Below are 25,141 nucleotides of genomic sequence, written 5' to 3'. Positions count from 1 at the left end.
CGACCGCTGGCTACGGGCTCTGGTGGTCACCGGCGCAGTGCTGTTCACTCTCGCCACCGCAGCTCTTGCCGTCGCCACAACACACGCGATCGTCTGGGCCGCCGCTGTCCTTTGGGGCCTGAGGTGGGGTGGTGCTCCGACCTTGCTGCAAACCGCAGCCGGACAAGCCGGAAGGCGGCGCAGCAGCGGTGCCGCTGAACACCCCGCAAGCCGTCCTTGGCACCCTCTGGAACGCCGCGATGTCGACGGCGTAGAAGAGGAGGAACACCGCCGCGAACGCTGCCACGTTGAGCGCCACCACCAACACCCAGCGCATGGCGTGCCTCATCAGCTCCCCCCGCCCCCCGGCACGTACCGGAAGACGATTGTGCCCCGCGCCCGGCCGGGCGAACCGGGTGTTCACCGAGGACCTGCCCGTACTCGGCGTCGCAGACCGGAGGTTGGCAGTCCCGTTTACTGCGCGGGGCGCGGGGGTCATCCTGACCGCATGCGCAGATCGAGGGCGGCCGTGGGGAGTTCGGTGTTCATGGCGCTGGTGCCGGGCACGGTGGCCGGGGTCGTGCCGTGGTGGGTGACGGGGTGGCAGGCCGGAGACTGGTGGCTGCCCGTCCGACTGCTCGGCGGCGTCGTCCTGTTGGCGGGGGCGGCGGTGCTGGTGCACGCCTTCACGCGGTTCGTCGTGGAGGGGCTGGGGACTCCCGCGCCGATCGCCCCCACCGAGCACCTGGTGGTGGGCGGGCTGTACCGCCATGTGCGCAACCCCATGTACGTCGCGGTCACGGCGGCGACCGTCGGACAGGCACTGCTCCTCGGCCGCCCGATCCTGCTCGCGTACGGGCTGCTCGCCGCAATGGTGATGTGGGCGTTCGCGCGGTGGCACGAGGAGCCGCGGCTGCGTCGCACGTTCGGCGCGGAGTACGAGACCTACCGCCGGGCGGTACCGGGCTGGTGGCCGCGGCTGCGCCCATGGCAGGCCCGCCCGACGGACCACCGTCACGTCGGAACAGCCTCCACCACTCGTCCGGCCCGGCCGCCCCGCGAGCAACAGGACGCCGGACCGGACGAGTTGATGAAGTAGGCCCCCGGCAGGTGTTGGAAGGACTTCCCGCGGTGGGGCCGGCCGGCTAGAGCGCCATCTCGTACGTCCCCGACAGCGCTTCCACGCGCTGCCACACCTGCGCGGAACGCGCCTCGTCCACGACAGGGCGCCGGATCGCGTCAAGTGCCCACTGCTGCTGCCGCTCGGTGGCGGAGTCCTTGCCGTGCAGCTCGACGCAGTGCCCGGAGAAGTCACGGACGAGCACGGAGAACAGCTCGTCCAGCACGGACTCGTCCAGGTCCGTCAGGCGCGCCTGCTCCAGGATCAGCTGCCCGTGCACCACCAGCGCGAACAACTGCCCCACGGACAGGAGGAAGTCGAGGTCGCGGCTCTGCTCCTCGTCGGGGGCGACGGTGGAGACGAACTCGCACAGGGCGTCGGCCTGCTCCCGGAAACGGGCGACGTTCGCCACCGCGGCGTACGCGTCGTAGGCGGGGCGCCAGTCGTGGAAGCGCACCGACCCGAGGCCGCGGGCCGGTCCCTGCCGGAAGAGGAAGGCGTCGTCGGCCGCGTCGAGCCGGGTCGGCACGGCGGGCACGTCGATCGGGTCCAGCAGGTGGTTGCGCATGAACTTGAGGATCAGCGCGAGGTTGACGTGGACCGTGCCTTCGAGCTTGGGCAGGCCACGGATCTCGATCGCCGCCTGGGAGAAGTAGTTGTCCTTCTCGAAGCCCTTGGCGGCGATGACGTCCCACATCAGGTCGACGACCTTCTCGCCCTCCGTGGTCACCTTCATCTTCGTCATCGGGTTGAAGAGCAGGTAGCGGCGGTCCTCCGGACCGGCCGAGCGGAAGTAGTCGACGGCGCGGTCGCTGAACAGCTTCATGCCCACGAGACGCACGTACGCCTCGGCCAACTCACGGCGCACATGCGGGAACGCGGTGACGGGGCGGCCGTAGAGGATGCGGTTGTGCGCATGGGTGACGGCCTCGTACATCGCGTGCTCGCAGATGCCGATCGAGGCGGTGCAGAGGTTGAACTTGCCGACGTTGACGGTGTTGAGGGCCGCGTCGAAGGCGGCGCGGCCGGTGTGCAGGACGTCCTCGGGCGCGACCGGATACTCCTCCAGGCGGAACTCGCTGACGAACTTGGACGAGTCGACGACGTTCGTCACCAGGTGGTACGCCGGGTGGCGGCTGTCGGCCGCGAAGAAGACGTATCCGTCCGGGCCGTCGATGTCGGTACGACGGCCGAACACGGAGACGAGGCCTGCCGCGTTGCCGTTGCCGATGTAGTACTTGGAGCCGGTGGCCCGGAAGCCGCCGTCGCCGTCGGGCTCCAGCAGCATGTCGGTGGAGTAGATGTCGGCGCCGTGGGTCTTCTCGGACAGGCCGAACGCGAAGACCTCACCCTGCGACAGGAGGTCCGCTGCGCGGCTGCGCGCCGCGGTGTTGTCGCTCTGCCACACCGGGCCGAGACCGAGGACGGTCACCTGCCAGGCGTACCAGTAGTCGAGACCGTAGAAGCCGAAGATCTCGTTCAGGGCGGCGATCCGCGCGGTGTCCCAGCGCTGGTCCTCGTCCGCGGCGGCCGAGGCCGGGGTGAGGAACGTGGCGAACAGGCGCTCCTTGGCGGCGAAGGCGAGGAAGTCGCCGAGCCAGGCGCGGGAGCGATAGTCCTCGATCAGGCGGCGCTTGCCGCGGTCCTCGAACCAGTCGATGGTGGCGCGCAGCAGCCTGCGCGTCTCGGGGTCGAAGTGCGTCGGGTCGTAGGTGTGCGGGTTGAACAGCAAGGAACTGGCCATGGATGGTCGCCTTCCGGAGGAGGGGTCGGAGAGTGCTGTACGGGGACGGGGGAAGTGGGCCGCTCAGGCCGAGGGGGCCGGCGTGCTGCCCTGCGGGGCGGCCACGTCACTGGCTTTCGTGCCCAGGGTGTGGAGCGTGGCGAGGACGTCGTCGAGCCAGGCGATCGTCATCCGCTCGTACGCGATGCCGCCGCGCAGCACGACGTGCTGCAGTTCCTGACCCGCGTCCAGGGGGGCCGGGGCGTCGGGCCCGGTGAAGTCGCGCAGTTCCCCGGCGAGGTAGTGCGCAAGCCGGTCGCAGTGGGCCGCCCGGTGCCGCTCGACCTCGCCGATGAGTGCCGCCGGGTCGTCGAAGGCGGTGCCGCGGATCTTCACCGCGAGATCGTGGCGAAGGCTCTCCGGTTCGATCGGCTCGTGGAGCCATCGTGAGAGAGCCGCGCGTCCGGGGTCGGCGACTGAGTACTCCTTCTTGTCCGGGCGGCCCTGCTGCGGCACCTCGCGGACGGCGAGAAGGCCCTCGCGCTCCATGCGGTTGAGAACGCGGTAGATCTGCTGGTGCGTGGCGGTCCAGAAGCGGCCGATGGACCGGTCGAACCGCCGGGCCAGCTCATAGCCGGAGCCGGGCTTCTCCAGCAGGGAGACGAGGATCGCGTGTTCGAGCGCCATGCCCCACAGCTTTCTATGCAACTCGTTGCATAGACAAGCGGCGCCGCCCCGGTGAGACACGGCTCACCCGGGGGCCGCCTCGGCGCGACGGCCCGCGCACACCCCGTGCACGTCGCCATGGGCCGCGCCGAGTGGAGGCCGTCCGCGTCCCGGCAACCGTGTGGCGTGCCGTCCCCGGGGCCCGGCCCGGCGCGTGCGGGTACGCAGCCGTTCGAAGGTCGACGACATCCGACGGCCCGAGCGGCGCCGCCCGTCCGCACTGCCGGGCGCCACCGTCCCCGGCGGCGCCGTATCGGGCAAGGTCCGCCCCGGGCGCTCTGCGACGATGGGCGCGTGAGATCGAGCTGCGCGACCTCGACGGGCAACCGGCTGCGGATCGGAACGACGACAGAATGGAACGCGCCGGCGCCCCCGCCCACTGCCTCGCCGGCAGCCGGGCCCGAGCCGAGGAGTCCGCCAAGTCCCGCTGAGCGCCCCGGCGGCCGGTCGAGAGTTTCCTGCTAGGTGTCCGCTCGGGTCCAGAACTGACGTGGCGCGAATCCGTCGCGGCGCAGCCAGTGCTCGGTATACACGATTCGCTCGGCCTCGACCACGACCAGCGGCCCCGTCGGCGCTTCGTCGAGGGAACGCGACCGCTCGACATGGTCACAAGGACCAAGTGCACATGCATCGCCGAAACAACATGCCTGCCACGCCTGTAGTCGTTCTGCCCATCCATGAGACCAATTGTCCTAGGATCGTGGGTGTGCAGCTCCGCTACAACTACCGGGCCTACCCGGACGCCTCCCAGCGCCGTGCGCTGACACGTGCGTTCGGGTGCGCCCGCGTGGTGTGGAACGACTGCCTGCGCGACCGCAAGGAAGCACACGCGGCAGGACTGCCGTACGTGAAGTCGGCCGAGCTGTCCCGGCTTCGCATCACCCAGGCCAAGCGCACCGAGGAACGCGCCTGGCTCGCCGACGTGTCGGCGGTCGTCCTGCAACAGTCCCTGCGGGACCTGGACACCGCCTACAAGAACTTCTTCGACTCGCTCAAGGGCAAACGGCAGGGCCGCAAGGTCGGCCCTCCCCGCTACAAGTCGAAGAAGGACACCCGGCAGTCGATCCGCCTCAACACCAATGCCTTCTGCCTCCAGGGCGACGGCACGGTGTATGTGGCCAAGGTCGGCAACCTCAAGGTCACGTGGTCCCGTCGGCTTCCGGCCGCGCCCACGTCCCTGACCGTCACCAAGGACAGCTGTGGCCGGTACTTCCTCAGCTGCGTCGTGGACACCGAGCCGGACCTCCTGCCCGAGGTGGACATCGACACCGGTATCGACCTCGGCCTGTCCGCCTTCGCTGTCCTGTCCGACGGACGGAAGATCGGCAGCCCCCGCTTCCTGCGCAGGGCGGAGAAGAAACTCAAGCGCCTTCAGCGGGAGCTGTCCCGCAAGGCCAAGGGATCGAAGAACCGGGCCAAGGCCCGTATCAAGGTCGCACGCCAGCACGCGCGTGTGGCGGACCGGCGCCGGGACTTCCACCACAAGGCTTCCACACAGATCATTCGCGACAGCCAAGCGGTGTATGTGGAAGACCTCGCGGTGTCCGGTCTCGGCCGTACCCGGCTGGCCAAGTCCGTGCACGACGCGGGATGGTCGGCGTTCGTCGGCATGCTGGAATACAAGGCGGCCCTCCACGGCCGCACCTTCACCAAGGTGGACCGCGCTTTCCCGTCCTCGCAGGTCTGCTCGGCCTGCGGATTCCGGGACGGTCCCAAGCCCCTGCACGTCCGCCAGTGGACATGCAGCGCGTGCGGCACCGTGCACGACCGTGACCACAACGCAGCACGCAACGTCCTCTTTGAAGGACGCCGAATCGTCGCCGCCGGACGGGCGGAGACGCAAAACGCCTCGTGGAGCGCCGGTAAGACCAGGACGAAAGTCCCGGCACAGCGCGGTGAAACAGGAAGCCCCCGGAAGGGTCAACCGACCCAAACCGGAATCCCTGCCCTTTAAGCCAGGGAGCACGTCAAAGGCATGATCGAACAGTAGGGGCAACGTCTGCGCAAACGCCGCCAGTTGAAAGGGGTGGACGGTCGTTCACCCGGTGCGCTGGGTGGTCTCTTCGGCCTGGGCGGGTACGGGGGGCAGGGCGACGGTGCAGGAGGCGCAGCGTCGGGCCTGGTCGGGGACGGGACTGAGGCACTCGGGGCAGTCCCGCTTCGGCGCCTGGACGTCGTTGTGGGGAGCCAGGCGCTCGTGCAGCTTGTTGATCGGCAGGACGACCAGGAAGTACAGGGCGCCGGCGACGAGGAGGAAGCTGATCGCCGCGTTGATGAAGGGGCCGTAGGGGAACTCCGTGGCGCCCACGGTGAAGGTCTTGCGGTTCATGTTTCCGGTGGCGCCCGTCGCCAGCCCGACCAGTGGTGTCAGGAAGGCGCCGACGAAACCGTTCACCACGGCGGTGAAGGCTGCCCCGATGACGATACCGACGGCCAGGTCGACCACATTGCCGCGCAGGATGAAGCTGCGGAAGCCCTTCACCTTCTCCTCCTTGAGATTCTTCGACGTCGACGGGCGAACCCGCGGGTGTGGTCCACGCCCCGCCCCATTCCCGGATGCCCTGCCCCTGGTGCCCAATGCCTGCCGGAGCAGTCGCAAGTGATGTTCCCGGGCCTCGGCCGTCGAGGACGGCGAGTGCGGCGGGCGGGCCGGGTGGTGTGATCGGTGTGCCGGTTCGACCAGGACACCCGGTGCCCGGCCCGGGCACGACACGACACGGCGGGGCGGGGCGCGGCCCGGTCGTCGGCAGCCGTGCGAAGCCCGCGCTGGGTGCCCTCGGAACGCCGACCGAGCACAGCAGGAACACCTTGCTTCCCCCAGGTCCGCCGCCCCCGACGGCGTGAGACGCACCACTTTTGCCGGACCGGCAAAAGGACTGGCACCACGGTGTTGCCTTCGGCGACGGTGGGCCCGTGACTGACGACACCACCGCGGGACCGCCCGCCACCGACGACACCCTGCCCGCCGACCGGTATCTCGGCGATCCCGCGGTGCGGGCGGAGTGGGACAACCGGTACTCCGAGCGGCAGCAGCTGTGGAGCGGCCGGCCCAACGGCGCACTCGTCGCCGAGACCGCCGGGCCCACCCCCGGGCGGGTGCTCGACGTCGGCTGCGGCGAGGGCGCGGACGCCATCTGGCTCGCGCGCGGCGGCTGGGACGTGACCGCACTCGAGGTCTCGGGCGTGGCACTGGAGCGGGCGGCCGGGCACGCGCGGGACGCCGGCGTCACCGTTCGCTGGGTGCACGCCGCTCTGGCCGAGGCGGAGCTCCCGCCGGGCTCCTTCGACCTGGTCTCCGCGCAGTACCCGGCCCTGCTGCGCACCCCCGACGCCGCGGCCGAGCGGGCGCTGCTCGCGGCCGTCGCGCCCGGCGGCGTGCTGCTGCTCGTGCACCACGCCGGGATGGACACCCAGCAGGCGCACGAGAGCGGCTTCGACCCGGCCGACTACGTGTGGCCCTCGATGGTGGCCGCGCTGCTCACCGACGACTGGGAGACGCAGGTGGACGAGCAGCGGCCACGCGTGGCCCCGGACGGCGGCGCAGGCGCTCACCACACCGACGACGTGGTCCTGCGCGCACGCCGACTGCGCTGAGCCCCCGCTCGCGCAGGCCGGGCGGCTGAGCCGCCCCGGTGCGAGGGCTGGGCCGCCAGGTGATCACGCGGACGGGGCGGCTGGGGTCGGTAGGGGGTGGGGGGCAAGGCTGGAGGCCAGGCACCTCACTCCGCTGCGAGATCGTTGAGCCGGGCGATCTGTGAGGTGAAGATGCGAGCGCCGCCCTGTGCGGGATGGCGTACGGCGATCGCCTTCACGCCGTTTCGCGCGAGCGCGTCCTGCGCCTTGCGGCCCACTGCCACGACCGTCTCGATGTCGAAAGCCTCCACGAGGGCCAGAGCGATGGGCAGGCCCGCGGCGACCTCACTGCCCCGCGGTGTCCGGTTGCTCTGCGGCTTGCCCGCCTCGTGGGGGTGGTTGGGGTAGACGGGCCAGAAGAGCGGGAGCGGCGGCGGCAGCGCTGCGACGGCACGCCACACGATCGTGGAGGAGGCTTCCGAGAGTGCCGGCGGGTCGTCCGGGATCTCGAATCCGTCCCCGTCGGGGGAGCCCGTGATCAGCCCGGGTCTCGCCCGGAGTTGGGCCACGCTCATGAAGGGAATGCCGCTCACGGTGGCGCCGCGGTAGCCGGGGGCTTCGCCGAGGAGGACGGTCCGGGGACCAATGTGTCCCATCAGCTGGAGATAGTGGCGCAGATTGCGTTCACGCAGCCTGCCGTCGGCTTCCGGTCCGTAGAGGAACTGCGCATCGTCCGGGGCGGGCAGCGCATGGAGCAGTTTCCAGAATCGGCCGAGGTCCACCGGCTCCACCTTGCGTCCCTTCCGCGCTGCGCCCGAGATCTTCAGAGGGCCCGAGACCCTGTGGTGGGACGGCATCACGCCTGGTCGGAGGCGGTATTCGGCATCACTCCAACCCTCCCGTGGCCCGTTGACGTCTTGAGGTGCGCGGGTGCACTGGTCTCTCCAGCATGCTCGTCGGGCGGCGATGCCGCACGACCTGTGCCGGCCTTCCGGGCTCCGGGATGAGCACCGCCGGCCGTCAGGGTGCCGATGGTCGTGACTCCCTTTCGCTGTCTCCACCCCGATGCGTTGTCACTGGTGAAACGCCCCACCGGCGGTTCGTCCCGGCTGAGCCGATCTCCTACGGAGAGGGTGTGGGCCTGCGCAGCAGCCACTGCCCCAGAGTCCGACGAGCGGGCCGTACCACCACCTTGCCGTGGGCCTTGTGGCCGACCAGTTCCACGCGCAGGGTGACCGGGGTGCCCGGGGGTGTCCGCCTGCGATGGTGGCGGAGCCTGCAGTGGACCAGGGTCAGTCCGTCGGTGTCGACCTCGACGCCCTGCCCTGTGACCAGCGTCAGGGTTTTGCCTGTCATGGCGACATCGATTCGCAGGGTGTCCTGAGTGATCACGGCTTCGGTGAAGTCGAGCGTCACGTCGCACCAGGTCACCGCGAGTTCCAATCGTCGCGGCAGCACCCAGCGGCCCGTCCTCTCGACCTTGCCGCTGAACACCTGCGCGATCCGGACGACGTCCTTGACCTCTGCGGCAGTACCGTCAGCTGCGGTCGACACGGTTGGCAAGTCGACGGTGAGCACGGCGAGTTCACTCAAAGTCCGCGCCGACAGGGCGGCTTCCAGACGCTCGTCCAACTCGTCTGCGGTCAACATGCCGTCACCCGCCGCGATACGCAGCACGTCCACCACCCGGTCGCGATCCGCGTGAGAGGCGCGCAGTTCGGGCTGCGGGCTGGTGCCGGAGTGCTTCTCGGTGGGCGAGACATCTCCCGACATGTGTCCGTCCTGGTCCTCTCGAACGTCTTCGCGCGACGCGGGGAGCGGCGCGAGTAGCAGACTAACGCCATGTCGCGACACGGCTCCCGTCCGGGCCCGTCGGCTGTTCCCGAGGTGTGAGGGCTTTCGGGGTGCCGGCGGTGCGTCCGTGCGGGACGCCGGCGGCGGCCGCTCGCATCGCACCGCCGACCGACGGCGCGCGAGGGGACCGAGTTTCCACCGAATCCGGACCGGTTCACCTGGTGCCCTGTGGGAACCTTGGGCTCCTCGTGGAGGGATGGGAGCCCAAGGTGCATGAGCGGGACGTCAAGTATGTGATCTTCTGCTGCCCGCCGGTGGCGCTGACGCTGATGTGCGTACTGCGCTTCAGGAGCGGGTGGTCGTGGGAGGCCGCGGCGTTCGGAGGTGCGTTCGTGCCGCTGGGGCTGTTCGGTGCCGCATGGGTGGCTCACCTCCTTACGCGCTCGGGCAGTTGATCGGCGCGGAGGCTTCCCCTTGATTGTTTGCGCCGACTGGCATCACGAGAACTCCATGATCTTGGAAGTCTGTGCCTGTCCCGCTTGTCGGGAGCCGTCGAGCCGGCGGCGTGTCACCCGCCGGCGCTGTCGAGCACTATCCGAGGGGCAGTTCCATGCGTCGCCCCAGACCGATCTCCTCGGCCTCATCGTTCGTGACCATCGCGAACACTCCGCTCGGACTGCCCGGCACTGTGGCCACGCGAGACGCGACGGCCAGGAGATCCGCCTCGGCGGCCAGCGCCCCGCCGCATACTCCGCTCCCGGAACACCGCAAGGTGCGGTGGATCAACCCGAACCGGACGGCATCTGACTACACCGAAGCCCTGGCAACGGCCCGGCACGCGTTCGCGCCTCGACGGTCGTGACCCGCGCGGGCGGGCAGGCGATAGTCAGGGGCATGGTTCTCCGCTCCTCTCGCTTTCCGGTGCCGAACGCGTTCGAGCTGCTCCGGGAGCAGTACGCCAAGCGGCTTCCCGCGCGTCTTGGGGACCTGGAGGGCCCCACTCACGGTTCGGTCGACCTGCCAGTGCACGTGGCCTGGTCGGGACGCCGCTCGTACGACCTGGAGCAGCCGCGCTCGCGGATGGGCCTCTACCGCACCGTCCTGGCCGAAGGGCAGCGCCAGGACCTGGTCACTCTCCTGAACCGGGACCTGCTGCTCGGACAGTGGCCAGTGTTGCGCACCTTGATCAGCCGGCCGCTTCTGGAAGCCTGGGAAACCGCCTTCCCCGAGTTGGCCGCTGTCCGGAAGGTGCCGTCCGCGTGAACCTGACCGACCTGCACCGCCGGCTCCTTGCCGACGTACTTGCGATCGGCACCAAGGTCGTCGGGAGCGAACAGAAGTGCCGCAGCGCCTGCCGCCGAGCGGTACCTGACATCGCGCGTACGGGCAGGGTCACCTCGGCGCTCCGGCGGGGCACGGACGTCTGCCGAAGCGGCTGCGCTTGCGACGGATTCCGGCGTTCCCTCAGTACAGGGTGAGGCCGAAGTTCGACAGGACCTCCGCGACGGGCTGGTAGTAGGAGACTCCGCCGGACGTGCAGTTGCCGCTGGACCCGACGAGGAAGCCGACGGCCAGGGTGCCGGAGTACGCCGGGGCTCCCGCGTCGCCGGGCTCGGAGCAGGCGGTGGACCGGATCAGGCCGTGGACGGCGCCTTCGGAGTAGTTGACCGTGGCGTTCAGCGCGGTCACCCTCCCGCAGTGGACCCCGCTGGTCCGACCGGCGTGGCAGACCGACTGACCGACCGTCGGGCTCGCGACTCCGGTGATGTCCTGGTTGACGCCCCCGCCCAGCGCGATGTCACCGGGCAGGTTCAGTGTGTTCGAGGTGTAGCGGACCACCCCGTAGTCGTCGATCGGGAAGGAGGCGCCGGCGGTGACCCCGACCTGAACGGTGCGGGCCGCGTCGGCGTACCAGGTGGTGGTGTGGGCGCCCGAGCAGTGCCCGACCATCACACCGTAGAAGACGCCGTTGCCCTTCGCGTTGAAGCCGACGACGCACTGTGCGCCGGTGGCCGCGTAGAGCACGGTGCCGCCCCTGATTGTCGTCACTTGAACAGCCGCGGCGGACGGAACGGTGCCGAAGAGGATGCTGACCGCGACCGTGACGGTCGCGGTCAGCATCCCCAGGCACGTGTGCAGACGTCTCACGGCCCCTCCCGAGGGTCGTCGATGGTCCGATACCGGACCGTCCCCTCATGGTGGAGGTACGGCGGGCGAGCCGACAGACGCAGTTCGGTCGTACTCGGCGACCTCGCGGTCCAGTCGTCCGGCGGCGGTGTTCACCGCCGCGCGGCCCTCGCCGCGCGCGACCCGCCGGCCGCGACGACCGGCCCGGGTGAGCCGGCCCTGGGTGTCACGGTCACAGCCGCCGGACCCGCGACAACGGAGACAGGACGACCGGGTGCACCGACCTGGAGCCGCTGGAGCCGCCTTCCGGCCGGGCGGGCGGGGCGATGTGCCCACCGGGCCCGGCCGCAGGCGACGACAGGTCCTATCGACCTCGCGCCGCCCCGCCCCGCCGAGGGGCGTGTGACGGAGGCTCCGTGGGCAGCACGTCCTCCTCGTCCAAGGGCGGAAGGTCGACGGTGTACTGCGGCTGGAGGAACAGGCCGGCATGCTGAGGCGCCGCGGGTGACCCGGACGAAGTCGCCTCGGGCCGGGCAGAGTTGAATTCGGGTGACACAGCAGCCATGCACAACCATCCAGAGTCTGAGAACCACACAGGTCCGGAGCGGGGCTGACCACCGATTTCGACCAGCACCTGCTGACCCGTGCGCAACGGCCCATTAGACCCTACTGACCATGGCAGTGCACTCGGATTGCCACGCGAGGGCCACGGACATCGCCTCCGATCCTGCGTCCCGACAGCAACCGCGAGGCACCGCGAGGCCCGCCCCGCCCGGCGACCGGCGTCCCGCAGAGAGGTGCGGGACGTTCCCCAGGGCATCAAGGTGACGAAGAACCAGCTGCGCTGCGAAGCGGTCGAGCCGCCAAGTGGGACGACAAGTCGATTGTCGACAAGAAGGTCGGCGAATTTCTCGACGCCTTCACCGTCACCGAGTACGGCAACGGAGCCAAGTAGGTGACCCAGGGCGGGGTGCCCGTACCGCGCGTCGGCACTCCACGCGCTGAACGGCCTGCCGACCGTCCTGGTCCAGCTCGTCCGAGTGGCACAGCGGCTCGTCCCACGATGAGTCACAAGGCCCGCCGGGCGCTCCTGCGGCGTCCGGCAGGCCCCACCCGGGTCCGCGGGCGAAGGCGTCAGTGGGGGAGCGGTGGACCCGAGCCCGGCCCAGATGCGCCCCGGCGTCTGCGCGGTTCGGCGGGCAGTGCCCGCAAGCGGTCCCGCCTGCGGTGGAGTTCGGCTCAGCCACCCGCGCTCAGCGTGTCTGCCGGTCGAAGGCGGGCCGCCCGGGCGGCGGGCAGGGCCGCCAGCGCGGCGGCGCCGAGAACCGCGGCGGCGACGAACAGCGCCAGGAGCGCCGCGGGCGGTCCCTGCGCGATACCGGCGCCGATGCCGCTGGACCTGCCCTGGGCATCGATCAGCCAGTGGGCGAGGGGCAGCCCCACAGCCGTTCCGGTCAGGACCGCCGCGAGAGCCGTGCACGCCGTCGCCGTCACGGTGATCGCGGTGATCTGCCGCGGTGCCAGGCCGATGGCCTTGAGCGCCAGGAGGTCTCTCTCGCCCTCGCGGACCATGCCGCCGATCGCGGTGAGCAGTTCGATGAGTCCGATCAGTGCCAGTACGACGATCAGGCCCGCGACGACCGCGCGCAGCGGGGACAGCCCGTCGGCCGGGTTGCTCACCGGGTGGACGTCGAAGCGGCCTTGCGCGTCCGCGGTCAGCGCGGCGGCCACCCGGTGCGGGTCTGCGCCGGGGCGCAGTTGCAGCCGGTAGAGGGTGGGCCGCAGTTCGGGATCGTTCTCGCGGAGGGTGTCGAGGGGGGTGGAGATGACGCGGCCGCCGTTGGCGGGTTCGATGCTGCGCCCCACGATGTGCAGGATCTGCGGTTGAGGGCCCACGGTCATCCGCACCCAGTCGCCGACGCGTACGTCCAGCAGGTCGAGCAGGCCCTGGCCGGCCACGGCCTCGTCGGGCCCGCGCGCGGGACGCCCCTCCACCACGGAGAACGGATAGGGGTCCTTGCGGGTACCCAGGCCTCGCAGGGCGATGGTGCCTGTCTGGCCGGGGACCAAGGCCGCCACCTGGACGCCGGCGTGGACGCCGGTGATGTCGGGGTTGCGGGCCATGAGGGTCTTCACGTCCGGTTCGCCGAGGCTCTCGTCCGGGCGGACGGTGAGCGTGGACGCGAGGCCCATCTCCTCGGGCCGGGTGTCGAAACGGTCGATGGTCGTCCAGGCGCTCATGGCCACGACGATCAGGAGCAGGGGAAGCGCGAGGCGGGCGGCCGTGGCCAGCGAGCGGGGCCGGCGCGTGAAGACCTTGTGCCACCCCAGCACCAGCCCGGCCGGTATCCGCAGGCCCAGGGCGCGGCGGGCCAGTCGTGGCAGGCGGTCGCCGGGTGGCGCCGCCGCTCGCAGCCCGGGCACCGGAGGTACCCGTCCGGCTCGCCAGGCGGCGAGGCCGGTGGTGGCGGCGATGAACAGCACCGCGAGCACGGGCACCGAAACGAGTGCTGCCGTGTGGCCCGGTGCGCCCTGCCACACGGTGACCGCGTCGCCGAGGCGCCCGGGGATCCGGCCGCCCAGCACCTGGGTGAGCGAGGTGGCGAGCACGGCGCCCAGGAGGGCGTACGCCACGTGCTGCAGCAGGAAGATCCGTACGACCTGGCTCGGTGTGAAGCCGATGGCCTTGAGTACGGAGATGTCCCGCAGATGGCCGCGTATCCGGGTGCCGATCGCGCCGTGCATGGCGAGCCCGGCGGCGATCAGCGCGCCGAGCCCGAACAGGCCGAGGACCTGTCCGAGCAGCCGGTTGTCGCCCTGGGCCTCCGCCCGGGCCTGCTGCCAGGGGGCGACGTCGGTGACGGCTCTGGCGCCCAGGAGGGTGACGGCCCGTTGGACGGCGTAGTCGGTGTCGCCCGGGTCGGTCAGCCGCAGGCCGATCACCTGGCCGGTGTGTCCGACAGTGCTCCGCACCAGTGGGGTGAGCGCCCACACGAGGCCCGGCCGTTCGCCGGGGCCGTACCGGGGCTCGGCACTGTCGGCGACGCCGAGGACGGTCAGGGTCCGGGTGGGGCCCGGCAGGGTGAGGATGTCGCCCGGTTCGGCCCACAGGGCCCGGGCGAGGCTGCTCTCCAGCACCACGCCGTCCGTCTGGGCGGGGTCCAGCCAGCGGCCGGAGGTGAGGAGCGGTCGGCCGGTGGCGGGCGGTTCGGCGGCAGCGCGCAGTTCGACGGAGGCCCGGGTGCCGCGTGACTCGACGGTGGTGACGGCGGTGGGATACGGGCCTGCGACCGACTGCACGCCGTCCATGTCCGCGAGCCTGCGGGTGTCCGCGGTGGGGCCGGCGTGGATCCACACGTGGGCGCCGTGCGACTGGGTGAAGACCCGCTGCCAGGGATTCGTGGCATAGCCGAAGAGGGCGGCGGCCAGCAGCAGCGAGGCGACGACCCCGGCGGTGGCGAGCACGATGAACAGTGCTTCACCCCGGTGGGTCCGCAGGTCGGCGTGCGCCCAGCGCAACGTGGCACGCATGCCCGTTCAGCCTCTCGGCTCGGCGGCTGCGGGGACACGCACGGGACGGGCGTCGCCAGGCGGAGGGTTGCCCGCACCGGGCCGCGTCGGCCGCCGGGAAGGAGGAGTACGCATGGTGCTTCAGTCCTTCAGTTCCAGCACGCCGGATATGCCCAGGCCCGTGCCGCGCGGGGGCACCCGGTCGAGTTCGGCGTCGTCGGCGATCCGTCCGTCGAAGAAGCTGATCACCCGGTCCGCGGCGCTCGCGAGGCGTGCGTCGTGCGTGACCAGCAGGATCGTCTGGCCGCGCTGGTGGAAGCGGGTCAGCAGCCGGGTCACCTCGCGGGTGCCCTTGCTGTCGAGGCTTCCGGCGGGCTCGTCGGCCAGGAGCAGGGGCGGGTGGTTGACCAGGGCGCGGGCCAGGGCGACGCGCTGCTGCTCACCACCGGACAGCTCACCCGGCATGCTGCGCTCCTTGCCCTGCAGGCCGAGCTCGTCGAGGAGCTGCTCCCGCTCGGCGCGGGCCTGCTTGGGGGACACTCCGGCGAGGAGGGCGGGCAGTTCGACGTTGTCGGCGACCGAGAGGTTCGACACCAGGTTGAAGAACTGGAAGACGATGCCGATGCGGCGTCGGCGCTCGGTCGCCCAGCGGGCCTCGCTGAACCGGTCCGTGCACATGCCGTCCAGCCAGATGGAGCCGGAGTCCTGTCGCTGGAGGCCTCCGAGAAGGTGCAGCAGGGTCGACTTCCCGGCGCCGGACGGGCCGGTGACGGCGACGAACTCCCCACGCCGTACGGAGAGGTCGACGCCGCGTACGGCGCGGGCGGGCGCCCCTTCGCCGTGGTGTGTCTTGACCAGGTCCTTCGCGCGCAGCACCGGGGTGTCCCGGCTGTCCTGGGCAGGTGGCGCCGAGCTTGCGGGCCGTGGCGGGTTCTCGGCGCGCGGCCGGGGAGGGGTGCGGCTCATTCCAGCTCCTCCAACTCTTCCTGGCAGCGCTCCAGCCAGTCGAGGTCGGCCTGCAGATGCAGCATGGCGCCCTCGATGAGCAGCTGGGAGATGCGGTTGTCCCGGTTCTCGGTGGCGGCGAGCTTCGACAGTTCGCGCATGGTGTTGAGGTACTGGCGCCGCTGCTTGTTGATCAGGGCGATCTGGTCGGCGAGGCCGGTCTGCGGGGCGAGGGCGAGCTTCATGAAGAACTCGTCGCGTACCCGCGGTTCGTCCGCCGTCTCCTCGTACCAGGCGCGCAGCGCCTCACGCCCGGCGTCGGTGAGGTGGTAGATCTTCTTGTTGGGCCGGCTCGCCTGCTCGACTTCCTCGCCCTCGATCAGTCCCGACTTCTCGAGGCGGCCGAGCGTCACATAGATCTGGCCGACGTTCGGCTGAGGGTACGCGGCGCCCAGGAGTTGCTCAAGGTCCTGCTTGAGCTCGTAGCCATGGGCCGATCCGCGTGCCAGCAGGGCCAGGAGGGGCAGCCGCACTCGCGTCTCTCCTCCCTCTGCTCTTCTCGGTTCGCCCTCGGGACGGCAAGGTTGTCGTGTGCCGCGGTCCCATCCACCGGCAGCCCTGGGGCTGAGGGCCAATGTTCCGCGGCCCCTAGTATCGCCCCATGGCTAACAGGTATACATGGCTCTGACCCGGGCGATGGTGCCCGGTGCCGGTACAGGGAGGAACCTATGCGGTGGATACGCGCCGCCGGTAGGGGTCTCCTGGTCGTCGCGGTGACCATGTCCGGTTACGTCGCCTCGGGAAAGTCTTCCGAGGGGGCGCACGAGGCCGGGCGGGGCCCGCTGACACTGGCCACCGCCGGGGACCTGACCAACTACCTCGGTCCCCTGCTCGAGGGGTGGAACCGCGGTCACCCCGGCGAGAAGGTCACCCTCGTCGAACTGCCCGACTCCGCGGACGAGACCCATGCACAGATGGCCACCGATCTGCGCAGCGGTGACCGCAGCCGCTTCGACGTCCTGAACATCGACGTCGCGTGGACCTCGGAGTTCGCCGCGGCCGGCTGGATCGCCCCGCTGCCCCGCGGTCGGTTCCCGCTCGACAGCTTCCTGTCGCCGGTGGTGGACACCGCCACGTACGACGGCAGGCTGTACGCCGTTCCGTACGTGACCAACGCCGGACTGCTCCTGTACCGCAAGGACATCCTGGCCAAGGAGGGGCTCGCGCCGCCGCGCACCTGGGCCGAACTGGAGCAGCAGGCGAAGACCGTCGCGCCGAAGTACGGGCTCGACGGGTACGCCGGTCAGTTCCTGCCGTACGAGGGCCTCACCGTGAACGCCGCCGAGGCGGTCTACTCGGCCGGCGGCACGATCCTCGGCGACGAGGGCGAACGCGTCACGGTGGACTCGGCGGCGGCCCGCAGGGGCATCGACTTCCTCGCCGGAGGCGTACGCGAGGGCTGGATCCCGAAGAAGGCGCTGGCGTACAAGGAGCAGGAGTCCAAGCAGGCCTTCCAGGACGGCCGTCTCCTCTTCCTGCGCAACTGGCCCTACGCCTACGTGGGTGCCGCCGCCGAGGGCTCGGCGGTCGCGGGGAAGGTCGGTACGGTCCCGCTGCCCGGGCCGGACGGGCCGGGGGCCAGTGTGCTGGGAGGCTCGAACCTCGCGGTCAACGCGCAGGCCAGGCACCCCGATTCCGCAGCCCGTCTGATCGCGTACCTCACGAGTGAGCCGGTGCAGCGGCAGGTACTCACCCAGGGCGCGCTGCCGCCCGTGCGGGCGGCCCTGTACAGGGATCCGGCGCTGGTGCGCCGCTTCCCGTACCTGCCGACGCTGCGTGCCGGCGTGCTCGCCGCCGCGCCGCGCCCCAAGAGTCCCCGCTACGACCAGGTGAGTCTCGCCGTGCAGGCCGTGGTCCACGACGCCATGGCCGGGAACCAGACGCCCGAAGCGGCCGTGCGCCGGCTGGCGCGCGAACTCGCCGCCATCTCGCGCCGGGGCTGAGCCCTCCTCTCTGCGCATCCGGCGACTCCCTACTTACATGTTAGGTAACGCTGCTGTCTCATCTCGCGAGTGTCGGGGTGGAATATGCGCTTATAGCTACCCAACTCAGTTCCTCGGTCCGCGCACTCATTGACAGCCTCGCGACACCTCTACCTAACATGCATGCATAACCGAAGGCACGCACAGACAGGTCAACGGGTGACGCTCAACACGCACCGCTGGTGGCGCGACGCAGTGATCTACCAGGTGTACGTCCGCAGCTTCCTGGACAGCACCGGCGACGGCATCGGAGACCTCGCCGGGGTCCGCACCGGACTGCCCTACCTCAGGAAGCTCGGGGTCGACGGCATCTGGCTCAGCCCCTTCTACCCCTCACCGCAGCACGACCACGGCTACGACGTGGCCGACTACTGCGACGTCGACCCCCTCTTCGGCGACCTCCGCGAGTTCGGCCTGCTGATGGCGGACGCACGGCGCCTCGGCATCCGCGTGCTCCTCGACATCGTCCCCAACCACTGCTCCAGCGACCACCCCTGGTTCCAGGAGGCACTGAACTCGGCACCCGGCAGCGCGGCCCGCGCCCGCTTCCACTTCGCCGACGGCCAAGGGCCCGACGGCACCCGGCCCCCCAACAACTGGCACGCCATGTTCGGCGGCCCCGCCTGGAGCCGGGTCACCGAACCCGACGGCACCCCCGGCCAGTGGTACCTGCACATGTTCACGCCGCAGCAGCCCGACCTGAACTGGCGCAACCCCGAAGTCGGCAGCCACTTCGACCACGTCCTGCGCTTCTGGCTCGACCGGGGCGTCGACGGCTTCCGCATCGACGTCGCGGCCGGCCTCTACAAGCACCCCCACCTGCCCGACTCACCCGACCCCGAGGCCGACGCCCGCACCCGCGACTCCGTCAACCCGCTCGCCTGGAACCAGCCCGAGGTCCACGACGTCTGGCGCCACTGGCGCTCCGTGTGCGAGCAGTACACCGCCCGGGACGGCCGGGAGCGGCTGCTCGTCGGTGAGGTCTCCGTGCCGACCGCCCGCGAACACGCCCGCTACGTCCGCCCCGACGAACTGCACCAGGCCTTCTTCTTCGACCTGCTCAGCGCACCCTGGAACGCCGACGCCTTCCGCAAAGTCATCTCCGAGGCCATGCAGGACATCGCCGGCACCGGCTCGACCGTCACCTGGGTACTCAACAACCACGACCAGGTCCGCACGGTCACCCGCTACGGCGAACTCGGCACCGAAGGCAGCGGCCTGGGCGCCGCCCGCGCCCGCGCCGCCGCCCTGCTGATGCTGGCACTGCCCGGAGCCGCATACATCTACCAGGGCGAAGAACTCGGGCTGCCCGAAGTCGTCGACCTCCCCGACGACGTCCTCACCGACCCGATATTCCGCCGCACCGGCAGCCGCGCCCGGATCCGCGACGGCTGCCGGGTACCACTGCCGTGGTCCGGCCACGCCTCACCGTTCGGCTTCACCCCCGGCGCGGAGAGCGCCAAGCCGTGGCTGCCGCAGCCCGCCTACTTCGCCCAGTACGCGACCGACCGCGCACTCGCCGACACCCGCTCCTTCTGGCACCTCTACCGCGACGGACTCCAACTGCGCTCCGCACTTCCCCAGCTCGGGGAAGGCGACCTGCGCTGGCTCGACACCGAACCCGGTGTCCTCGCCTTCGTCCGCGGCGACGGACTGGTGTGCGCCGTCAACTTCGGCACGTCACCCACACCCGCACCCGTCTCCACCACCCCGCTCCTCTCCAGCGGCCCCTGCGCGCCCGGCGTCCTGCCCGGGTCCACGGCCGCCTGGTGGATCAGCGACCCCGCCAATCCCTGACGCCCCACCGCAAGTTCACCCACAGCAGCCACACCGCCCACCCGATCTCACGCTCTCCCGAAAGGGCATCAACGATGATGCGACGTACGACCCTGCTCGCGAGCTGCACCACCCTGGTCCTGGCCCTCGGCGCGACCGCCTGCGGCGGCGGCCCCGTCACGGCAGGCAGCGACGACAAGTCCCTCAGCGGCCAGACGATCACCGTGGCCGGAGTCTGGTCCGGCAGCGAGCAGAAGAACTTCCAGAAGGTCCTCGACGCCTTCACCGAGAAGACCGGTGCCAAGACCCAGTTCGTCTCCACCGGCGACAACGTCTCCACCGTCGTCGGCAGCAAGATCGAGGGCGGCAACGCCCCCGACGTCGTGATGGTCCCGCAGGTCGGCGTACTCCAGCAGTTCGCGAAGCAGGGCTGGCTCACGCCCCTGTCCAAGACCGCCGAACAGACCATCACCGCCGACTACGCAAGCGTGTGGAAGAACTACGGCAGCGTCGACGACACCCTGTACGGCCTGTACTTCAAGGCCGCCCACAAGTCCACCGTCTGGTACAGCCCCGACGCCTTCGACCAGGCCGGCGTCAAGCCCCCCACGACGTACGACGCCATGCTGAAGGCCGGGCGCACCGTCTCCGACTCGGGCCTCGCCGCCTTCTCCGTCGCCGGCCAGGACGGCTGGACGCTCACGGACTGGTTCGAGAACATCTACCTCTCCCAGGCCGGACCCGAGAAGTACGACGCCCTGGCCACCCACCGGATCAAGTGGACCGACCCGACCGTCGTCGAGGCCCTCACCACCCTCGGCAAGCTCTTCAAGGACAAGCAGCTGATAGCCGGCGGCCAGAAGGGAGCCCTCAACACCGACTTCCCCGGCTCCGTCGAGAAGGTCTTCGGCCCCGAGCCCGAGGCCGGCATGGTCTACGAAGGCGACTTCGTCGCCGGAGTCGCCAAGGACCAGTTCGGCAGGAAGATCGGCCAGGACGCGGACTTCTTCCCCTTCCCGGCGGTCGGCGACGGCACAGCCCCCGTGGTCAGCGGCGGTGACGCGGCCGTCGTCCTCAAGGACGGCAAGAACCAGAAGGCCGCCATGCAGTTCCTCGAGTACCTCACCACCCCCGAGGCATCCGCGGTCTGGGCCGGTGCGGGCGGCTTCCTGTCCCCGAACAAGAAGCTCGACCTCGCCTCCTACGGCGACGACGTCACCCGCGAGACCGCCAAGTCCCTGATCGAAGCCGGCGACTCGGTCCGCTTCGACATGTCCGACCAGGCACCGGCCGCGTTCGGCGGGACCAAGGGCGCCGGCGAGTGGAAGCTGCTCCAGGACTTCCTGCGCGACCCCTCCAACCCCAAGGGGACCGCCGCCGCACTGGAGAGCGCGGCGGCCAAGGCGTACAAGGGCTGATCACCATGACCGCCACCCTCCTCAAGGAAGCGGGCGGGCCGCCGCCGGTCACCCAGCCCGACGGCAGGCGCCGCGCCCGGCGCCGCGGCCGGATCATCGCCGTCGCCTTCGTGTTCCCCGCACTCCTGCTGCTCGGCGCGCTCGTCGTCTACCCGGTGCTGTTCTCCGTGGGCCGCAGCTTCTTCGACGCCTCCGGCACGCGCTTCGTCGGCGGCGCCAACTACAGCGAGATGTTCCACGACCCCGCCACGATCAGGGCCGTCCGCAACACGGCGATCTGGGTGGTCGTCGCTCCGACGCTGCTCACCGGACTCGGACTCGTCCTCGCCGTCCTCGTCGAAAGGGTGCGCTGGGCAACCGCGTTCAAACTGCTGCTGTTCATGCCGATGGCCGTCTCCTTCCTCGCCGCGGGCATCATCTTCCGGCTCGCCTACGACGAAGACCCCGACAAGGGCGTCCTGAACGCAGCCGCCGTGTCCGTGCACGACGCCTTCACCGGAACATCGACCTATCCCACCGCCCGCCCCCGCAACGGCCAGGGCCTGACCGAGGAGGCCGACGGCTCGTACCGCACGACCGCGACCGCTTCCCCGGGCCGTACCGTCGACCTCGGCCTCGTCGGCGTCCTCCCGCAGGACCTGCCGCAGAACGCCCGGCCCGCCCACCCGGCGGCCCAGCGCACCGCGGCACCCGACGAACTGCGCGGAGTCGTCTACCTGGACTTCACCCGCGGCGGCGGCGGCCGGCAGGGCCAGGTCGACCGGAAGGAGAGCGGGCTGCCGGCCATGACCGTCCAAGTCGCGCAGGACGGCAGGACCATCGCCAGTACCACCACGGCGCCCGACGGCTCCTTCCGCTTCCAGGACCTCGGATCGGGCTCCTACACCCTGCAGTTGCCGGCGTCGAACTTCGCCCCGCCCTACGACGGCATCTCCTGGCTCGGACCCGCGCTCGTCACACCCGCCATCATCGGCGCCTACCTGTGGATCTGGACCGGCTTCGCCATGGTGCTCATCGGCGCAGGGCTCGCCGCCCTGCCCCGCGACGCACTCGAAGCGGCCCGGATGGACGGGGCCAACGAATGGCAGATCTTCCAACGGATCACCGTCCCGCTGCTCGCACCCGTGCTCACCGTCGTCTTCGTCACCCTGGTCATCAACGTCATGAAGGTCTTCGACCTCATCTACATCATCGCGCCGGGACCTGTGCAGGAAGACGCCACCGTGCTGGCCACCCAGATGTGGCTGGTGTCGTTCGGCGGCGGCAACAACCAGGGACTTGGCAGCGCCCTGGGCGTGCTGCTGCTCCTCCTCGTCATCCCCGCCATGGTCTTCAACGTCCGTCGCTTCCGAGGGAGCCAACGATGAACGCGCTCAAGCGAGGGCTCGGAAGCAGCCTGGTGCAGGCGTTCCTCGTCGTCGTCGGCCTGGTATGGCTCACCCCGCTCGCCGGCCTGTTCCTGTCCTCACTGCGCTCGGCACAGGACACGGCCGACGGCGGCTGGTGGACCTCGCTGAAGAGCCCCGGGCAGCTGTCCTTCGACAACTACTCGGCGCTGCTGGGCAACACCGGCATGACCCAGGCGTTCTGGAACACCGTACTGATCTCGGTCCCGGCAACCGTCCTCGTCGTCGTCATCGCGGCGCTCGCCGGATACGCCTTCGCCTGGCTGGACTTCCCAGGCAGGGACGCGGTTTTCCTCCTCGTCGTCGCCCTGCTGGTGGTACCCGTCCAGATCGGGCTGCTGCCGGTGGCCAAACTCTTCGGCCAGCTCGGCCTGTTCGGCACCATTCCCGGCGTCGTCCTCTTCCACGTGTCCTACGGGCTTCCGTTCGCCATCTTCCTGCTGCGCAACTACTTCGCGGAGATGCCGAAGGAGATGCTGGAGGCGGCCCGGATGGACGGCGGGAACGAATGGCGCATCTTCACACGGCTGGTGCTGCCCGTGGGCCGGCCGGCCATCGCCAGCCTCGCCATCTTCCAGTTCCTCTGGGTCTGGAACGACATGCTGGTGGCCCTGCTCTTCGCCGACGGTTCCGCACAGCCCTTGACCGTTGAACTCCAGTCGCAGATACGCCAGTTCGGAAGCAACATCGACGTCCTGGCGCCCGGGGCGTTCCTGTCCCTGGTGATCCCGGTAGCCGTGTTCTTCGCCTTCCAGCGCCACTTCGTGCAGGGGGTGATGGCCGGATCGGTGAAGTGACGGAACAGCCACGCGGAAGCCGCGTGGTGCCGCTTCCGCCGTGCTGCCCCGGACGAACACGCCGTCCGGGGCAGCACGGCGACGCAAGGCGGGTGCCTGGACGCGGCGCCGGAATGCCTGCCGGCGATTCGCACACGTCCGCGGGACGCCGTGCCCGGGCGTGTGCCGTGGGGATCAGTGACGCGGTGCGGGATACGCCTTGGGCAGCCGCATCCCGCGGTCGGCCATGATCTGCCGTACGCGGTTCGGGTAGTTGGTGATGATCCCGTCGATGCCCATGTCCATGAGCGCCCCAATGGTGGCCGGGTCGTCACAGGTCCAGGGAATGACCTTCAGCCCGCGCCTGTGGGCGTCGGCGACCATCTTCCTGTCGGGGTAGAACCGGAAGTCCGGGTCCGCGATCGTCCCGCTCTGCGGGAAACCGTAGTTCGGGGACAGCGCGGTGACGCCGCGGATGGTCGCCGCGGCCTTCACGAAGTCGCCGTCGTAGTCGTCGGCGTCGATCCCACCGAGCCAGGGGGACGCTCCGGGCTTGCCCACCTGGAGGAAGTCGTAGTTCGTCAGGGCGACCAGGGGGTAGCCGGGCGCGAGCCGGTGCATCTCCTTGAGCGCACCCCAGTCGAAGGACTGGACGGAGACCTGCTTCTCGATGCCCGACCGGTGGATCTCCTCGAAGACCCGGCGGACGAACAGCTCACGGGGAGCGGTCTGCTCCGGAGCGCCGGCCTCCACCTTCGTCTCGATGTTCAGCCCGACCCGCTTCGCCTTGTACCTTTTGACCAGGTCGAGAACGTCCTTCAGCTCGACCATCCGGAAGCCCTTGACCTGCTCCTGCTCCGGGAACCCGGGAAGCTGCTGATAGCCGCAGTCCATCGTCTTGACCTGGGCAAGAGTCAGGTCCTTGATGTACTTGCCGACATACGGGTAGAGCGGATCGTCGGGTACGACCGGGGCGGTGTCCGCGCACTTCTGGGCGCTGACCTTGCGGTCGTGCGTGACGACGACCTTCTGGTCCTTCGTGACCTGCGTGTCCAGCTCGAGTGTGCTGACGCCGAGGCGCAGTGCCTTGCCGAAGCCCTCGAGGGACTCCTCGGTGGTCAGCCCGATGCCTCCGCGGTGTGCCTGCAGGTCGAAAGCGGTCTTGCGCGGGGGCTTGTGCTGGTGATCGTGGGTGGCTGTAGCCGCCTGAGCCGTGGCCGGAGCGGCCAGTACGGAAAGGAAGGTCAGGCTGGCGACTGCGTGCCGGAGGGCCATCTGTGCCTCGTCTGTTGAACCGGTTGGACGCAGCGAAGCCAAGGCCAGGTATTCGGCCTCCGCAAGGATCAGGCGTGAGCACATGATGAATTTCGCCCGAACCGTCACGTCAGGAGATGGAGCGGGCCCAGTCCCATAGGGGGCGTCGGGCGAATTTCGCTCGTTTTGTGGATGGATCCTCAAATTACGCTCAGAAGGTTGATCATCTTCTTGTTGTGCCCATGCTGTGTACGTAGGTTCTCGGGTATGGATCGCCACGGGGGCGGTCCACCGGAGAGGTGAGACATGGGCATCGGCACACGGCGCGCCTCGACCAGCGCTGCCACTGCGCTGCTCGTACTGGGCGCGCCCACGGCGATGGCAACTGCCGACAGCCATGACCCTTCGGGCGACCCGGCAGCGTCCGGGAGCCGCATGCGAAGTGGGAACTGCGCGCGGTGATCGCCAAGGCGAAGGCCGGTGGGAATGTGGGAGTCGGCGCATATGTGGGGATCGCACTCGCGTCCGCGTTCCTGCTGGCGTCCTGCACGTCCGGCGGCAGGGATACCGCTGACGAGTCACCTTCACCCACCACTACCGCGACGGCGGGCGCCATTTCCCCCGGCGTATCGGAGAAGGAGCTCACCGGGCAGGTTGAGGCGGCTCTCGCCGGCTTCGCCGGCGGGAGCACGGTGGAGTCCGGCGTGGAACGGGCGAGCGAAGGTATCCACACGGAGCCCGTGCTGGACAAGGGCGAGACGTACCGCCTCAACCTTGTGTGTGTCGGTACCGGCACTGCCCGGCTGTTGCTCACCCCGGCCGGCGCGGGCAACAAGGCCACAGTGCCGTGTGACGGGGCCGTGGTCCAGCAACGCCTCACCGCAGACGAGCCCTTCCGTATCGACGTCAGGGGCGACAAGGCAGCCACCGGCATGATCGGCTGGCAGATCGACAGGATCTGAGCGTGCCCGA

Annotated in this window: 21 protein-coding genes and 2 pseudogenes; 10 read left to right on the top strand and 13 right to left on the bottom strand. The window is 70.1% G+C overall.

The genetic code is table 11. The features are described from left to right. Positions 1-10: 10 nt before the first annotated feature. Positions 11-316: a hypothetical protein gene (locus IE265_RS38465; RefSeq protein WP_229916317.1), complete on the bottom strand. Its 306-nt coding sequence runs from the start codon at positions 314-316 to the stop codon at positions 11-13. Between the two features lie 171 nt (positions 317-487). Between IE265_RS38465 and IE265_RS20205 the strand changes: the two genes are divergently transcribed. After that, on the top strand, positions 488-1,078 hold the full coding sequence (locus IE265_RS20205) for a methyltransferase family protein (protein ID WP_190037040.1): 591 nt from the start codon (positions 488-490) through the stop codon (positions 1,076-1,078). A gap of 46 nt (positions 1,079-1,124) precedes the next feature. On the opposite strand, the gene IE265_RS20200 is transcribed toward IE265_RS20205, so the two are convergent. The 4 genes and pseudogenes from IE265_RS20200 to IE265_RS39495 all read right to left on the bottom strand — a co-directional run. Next, the gene (locus IE265_RS20200; RefSeq protein ID WP_190037039.1) at positions 1,125-2,843 is read right to left on the bottom strand and encodes an acyl-CoA dehydrogenase family protein; all 1,719 of its coding nucleotides are present in this window, start codon (positions 2,841-2,843) and stop codon (positions 1,125-1,127) included. 63 nt (positions 2,844-2,906) lie between these two features. Next, complete coding sequence (locus IE265_RS20195) at positions 2,907-3,509, bottom strand: PadR family transcriptional regulator (protein WP_190037038.1); 603 nt, start codon at positions 3,507-3,509, stop codon at positions 2,907-2,909. A 500-nt stretch (positions 3,510-4,009) separates the two neighbouring features. Beyond that, positions 4,010-4,156 (bottom strand): annotated as a pseudogene (locus IE265_RS38460) (pyridoxamine 5'-phosphate oxidase family protein); the annotation flags it as partial. Beyond that, a pseudogene (locus IE265_RS39495) lies at positions 4,153-4,227 on the bottom strand (IS200/IS605 family transposase); the annotation flags it as partial. The pseudogenes IE265_RS39495 and IE265_RS38460, both read right to left, overlap by 4 nt. Before the next feature lie 27 nt (positions 4,228-4,254). Here IE265_RS39495 and IE265_RS20190 point away from each other — a divergent pair. After that, entirely contained in the window at positions 4,255-5,502 is a 1,248-nt protein-coding gene (locus IE265_RS20190) for an RNA-guided endonuclease InsQ/TnpB family protein (RefSeq protein WP_190037143.1), read from the top strand. 84 nt (positions 5,503-5,586) lie between these two features. Here IE265_RS20190 and mscL read toward each other — a convergent pair whose 3' ends face one another. Next, positions 5,587-6,030, bottom strand: coding sequence for a large conductance mechanosensitive channel protein MscL (gene mscL, locus IE265_RS20185; RefSeq protein ID WP_190037037.1), 444 nt, complete (start codon positions 6,028-6,030; stop codon positions 5,587-5,589). 431 nt (positions 6,031-6,461) lie between these two features. Here mscL and IE265_RS20180 point away from each other — a divergent pair, with 431 nt between their 5' ends. After that, positions 6,462-7,142 carry a class I SAM-dependent methyltransferase gene (locus IE265_RS20180; RefSeq protein WP_190037036.1) on the top strand — a complete coding sequence of 227 codons (681 nt, stop codon included), beginning with the start codon at positions 6,462-6,464 and terminating at the stop codon, positions 7,140-7,142. Between the two features lie 125 nt (positions 7,143-7,267). Here the strand turns inward: IE265_RS20180 and IE265_RS20175 are convergent, their stop codons facing one another. Next, positions 7,268-7,903, bottom strand: coding sequence for a uracil-DNA glycosylase (locus IE265_RS20175; protein ID WP_190037035.1), 636 nt, complete (start codon positions 7,901-7,903; stop codon positions 7,268-7,270). A 340-nt stretch (positions 7,904-8,243) separates the two neighbouring features. Continuing rightward, positions 8,244-8,894 carry a DUF1707 SHOCT-like domain-containing protein gene (locus IE265_RS20170; protein WP_190037034.1) on the bottom strand — a complete coding sequence of 217 codons (651 nt, stop codon included), beginning with the start codon at positions 8,892-8,894 and terminating at the stop codon, positions 8,244-8,246. A gap of 915 nt (positions 8,895-9,809) precedes the next feature. On the opposite strand from IE265_RS20170, the gene IE265_RS20165 reads away from it, so the two are divergent. After that, the gene (locus IE265_RS20165; RefSeq protein ID WP_190037033.1) at positions 9,810-10,178 is read left to right on the top strand and encodes a hypothetical protein; all 369 of its coding nucleotides are present in this window, start codon (positions 9,810-9,812) and stop codon (positions 10,176-10,178) included. 201 nt (positions 10,179-10,379) lie between these two features. Here the strand turns inward: IE265_RS20165 and IE265_RS20160 are convergent, their stop codons facing one another. From IE265_RS20160 to IE265_RS20145, 4 genes are all read right to left on the bottom strand, one after another. Beyond that, complete coding sequence (locus IE265_RS20160) at positions 10,380-11,063, bottom strand: S1 family peptidase (protein WP_190037032.1); 684 nt, start codon at positions 11,061-11,063, stop codon at positions 10,380-10,382. 1,218 nt (positions 11,064-12,281) lie between these two features. Further along, positions 12,282-14,573 carry an ABC transporter permease gene (locus IE265_RS20155; RefSeq protein WP_190037031.1) on the bottom strand — a complete coding sequence of 764 codons (2,292 nt, stop codon included), beginning with the start codon at positions 14,571-14,573 and terminating at the stop codon, positions 12,282-12,284. Between the two features lie 120 nt (positions 14,574-14,693). Continuing rightward, positions 14,694-15,518, bottom strand: a complete 825-nt coding sequence (locus tag IE265_RS20150; protein ID WP_190037030.1) for an ABC transporter ATP-binding protein — start codon at positions 15,516-15,518, stop codon at positions 14,694-14,696. Then, positions 15,515-16,030, bottom strand: a complete 516-nt coding sequence (locus IE265_RS20145; RefSeq protein WP_190037029.1) for a PadR family transcriptional regulator — start codon at positions 16,028-16,030, stop codon at positions 15,515-15,517. The genes IE265_RS20150 and IE265_RS20145 overlap by 4 nt, the downstream gene beginning before the upstream one ends. 195 nt (positions 16,031-16,225) lie before the next feature. Here IE265_RS20145 and IE265_RS20140 point away from each other — a divergent pair, with 195 nt between their 5' ends. From IE265_RS20140 to IE265_RS20120, 5 genes are all read left to right on the top strand, one after another. Then, a complete protein-coding gene (locus IE265_RS20140; protein ID WP_190037028.1) occupies positions 16,226-17,500 on the top strand; it encodes an ABC transporter substrate-binding protein in 1,275 nt (424 codons plus the stop codon). Between the two features lie 162 nt (positions 17,501-17,662). Next, the gene (locus IE265_RS20135; protein WP_190037027.1) at positions 17,663-19,336 is read left to right on the top strand and encodes a glycoside hydrolase family 13 protein; all 1,674 of its coding nucleotides are present in this window, start codon (positions 17,663-17,665) and stop codon (positions 19,334-19,336) included. Between the two features lie 74 nt (positions 19,337-19,410). Further along, entirely contained in the window at positions 19,411-20,733 is a 1,323-nt protein-coding gene (locus IE265_RS20130; RefSeq protein ID WP_190037026.1) for an ABC transporter substrate-binding protein, read from the top strand. A gap of 5 nt (positions 20,734-20,738) precedes the next feature. Further along, positions 20,739-22,100 carry an ABC transporter permease subunit gene (locus IE265_RS20125; protein WP_190037025.1) on the top strand — a complete coding sequence of 454 codons (1,362 nt, stop codon included), beginning with the start codon at positions 20,739-20,741 and terminating at the stop codon, positions 22,098-22,100. Next, the gene (locus IE265_RS20120) at positions 22,097-22,936 is read left to right on the top strand and encodes a carbohydrate ABC transporter permease (RefSeq protein WP_190037024.1); all 840 of its coding nucleotides are present in this window, start codon (positions 22,097-22,099) and stop codon (positions 22,934-22,936) included. The genes IE265_RS20125 and IE265_RS20120 overlap by 4 nt, the downstream gene beginning before the upstream one ends. A 174-nt stretch (positions 22,937-23,110) precedes the next feature. On the opposite strand, the gene IE265_RS20115 is transcribed toward IE265_RS20120, so the two are convergent. Then, entirely contained in the window at positions 23,111-24,190 is a 1,080-nt protein-coding gene (locus IE265_RS20115; RefSeq protein ID WP_190037023.1) for a glycerophosphodiester phosphodiesterase family protein, read from the bottom strand. 437 nt (positions 24,191-24,627) lie between these two features. Between IE265_RS20115 and IE265_RS38455 the strand changes: the two genes are divergently transcribed. Then, on the top strand, positions 24,628-25,131 hold the full coding sequence (locus IE265_RS38455; protein ID WP_229916316.1) for a DUF6023 family protein: 504 nt from the start codon (positions 24,628-24,630) through the stop codon (positions 25,129-25,131). Positions 25,132-25,141: the final 10 nt, after the last annotated feature.

Source organism: Streptomyces fructofermentans (assembly GCF_014651055.1).
Lineage (GTDB): Bacteria > Actinomycetota > Actinomycetes > Streptomycetales > Streptomycetaceae > Streptomyces > Streptomyces fructofermentans.
This window is presented reverse-complemented; position numbering and strand designations above follow the sequence as displayed.

What these genes read in the sequence shown, in the direction of transcription:
- IE265_RS20135 (WP_190037027.1), top strand. Translation starts at nt 17,663, where the DNA reads ATGCATAACCGAAGGCACGCACAGACAGGTCAACGGGTGACGCTCAAC.
- IE265_RS20150 (WP_190037030.1), bottom strand. Translation starts at nt 15,518, where the DNA reads ATGAGCCGCACCCCTCCCCGGCCGCGCGCCGAGAACCCGCCACGGCCC.
- IE265_RS20195 (WP_190037038.1), bottom strand. Translation starts at nt 3,509, where the DNA reads ATGGCGCTCGAACACGCGATCCTCGTCTCCCTGCTGGAGAAGCCCGGC.
- IE265_RS20200 (WP_190037039.1), bottom strand. Translation starts at nt 2,843, where the DNA reads ATGGCCAGTTCCTTGCTGTTCAACCCGCACACCTACGACCCGACGCAC.
- IE265_RS20130 (WP_190037026.1), top strand. Translation starts at nt 19,411, where the DNA reads ATGATGCGACGTACGACCCTGCTCGCGAGCTGCACCACCCTGGTCCTG.
- IE265_RS20115 (WP_190037023.1), bottom strand. Translation starts at nt 24,190, where the DNA reads ATGGCCCTCCGGCACGCAGTCGCCAGCCTGACCTTCCTTTCCGTACTG.
- IE265_RS20120 (WP_190037024.1), top strand. Translation starts at nt 22,097, where the DNA reads ATGAACGCGCTCAAGCGAGGGCTCGGAAGCAGCCTGGTGCAGGCGTTC.
- IE265_RS20170 (WP_190037034.1), bottom strand. Translation starts at nt 8,894, where the DNA reads ATGTCGGGAGATGTCTCGCCCACCGAGAAGCACTCCGGCACCAGCCCG.
- IE265_RS20165 (WP_190037033.1), top strand. Translation starts at nt 9,810, where the DNA reads ATGGTTCTCCGCTCCTCTCGCTTTCCGGTGCCGAACGCGTTCGAGCTG.
- IE265_RS20125 (WP_190037025.1), top strand. Translation starts at nt 20,739, where the DNA reads ATGACCGCCACCCTCCTCAAGGAAGCGGGCGGGCCGCCGCCGGTCACC.
- IE265_RS38465 (WP_229916317.1), bottom strand. Translation starts at nt 316, where the DNA reads ATGCGCTGGGTGTTGGTGGTGGCGCTCAACGTGGCAGCGTTCGCGGCG.
- IE265_RS20140 (WP_190037028.1), top strand. Translation starts at nt 16,226, where the DNA reads ATGCGGTGGATACGCGCCGCCGGTAGGGGTCTCCTGGTCGTCGCGGTG.
- IE265_RS20155 (WP_190037031.1), bottom strand. Translation starts at nt 14,573, where the DNA reads ATGCGTGCCACGTTGCGCTGGGCGCACGCCGACCTGCGGACCCACCGG.
- IE265_RS20205 (WP_190037040.1), top strand. Translation starts at nt 488, where the DNA reads ATGCGCAGATCGAGGGCGGCCGTGGGGAGTTCGGTGTTCATGGCGCTG.